We start from the raw sequence: 616 nt of genomic DNA on the forward strand, positions 1-616 counted from the left end.
CGGCTGTAGCGGTTCATATCACCTTACCGTCGCTTTACGCAGATTAGCACGTCCTTCATCGCCTCTGACTGCCTGGGCATCCACCGTGTACGCTTAGTCGCTTAACCTCACAACCCACAGGCGTTTTACAACGCTGCGAATTGCAAGCATTTGAGAGACTCGAACGCATCGCTTTGTCATTCCTTATTACGGAGGAATGACGCGCTGCGTCGTTTCAATTTTCAGCTTGTTCCGGATTGTTAAAGAGCAAATATCTCAAACGCGGCCCGGCTGCTTACGCAACCAAATCGGTTTTGAGATACTGTATGGAGACACCTTTCACCTGTCACCAAGCAGGTGGCGTCCCCTAGGGGATTCGAACCCCTGTTGCCGCCGTGAAAGGGCGGAGTCCTAACCGCTAGACGAAGGGGACACAAAAGTGTCACGACTTCGCAGCCGTCCTGCTCATTACTTTTTATCAGACAATCTGTGTGGACACTGCGCGGGAAGGTATCTTCAGGTAAGGAGGTGATCCAACCGCAGGTTCCCCTACGGTTACCTTGTTACGACTTCACCCCAGTCATGAATCACAAAGTGGTAAGCGCCCTCCCGAAGGTTAAGCTACCTACTTCTTTTG

1 tRNA gene and 2 rRNA genes are annotated in these 616 nt (G+C 51.6%); all 3 read right to left on the reverse strand.

Annotation, left to right across the window (positions count from 1 at the left end):
• A 23S ribosomal RNA gene (locus LC417_RS22250) occupies positions 1-107 on the reverse strand; the annotation flags it as partial.
• 230 nt (positions 108-337) lie between these two features.
• A tRNA-Glu gene (locus tag LC417_RS22255) sits at positions 338-412 on the reverse strand.
• A gap of 88 nt (positions 413-500) precedes the next feature.
• A 16S ribosomal RNA gene (locus tag LC417_RS22260) occupies positions 501-616 on the reverse strand; the annotation flags it as partial.

It is taken from the genome of Pantoea sp. OVA07A (assembly GCF_019969975.1).
In the GTDB taxonomy this organism is placed as follows: domain Bacteria; phylum Pseudomonadota; class Gammaproteobacteria; order Enterobacterales; family Enterobacteriaceae; genus Pantoea; species Pantoea agglomerans.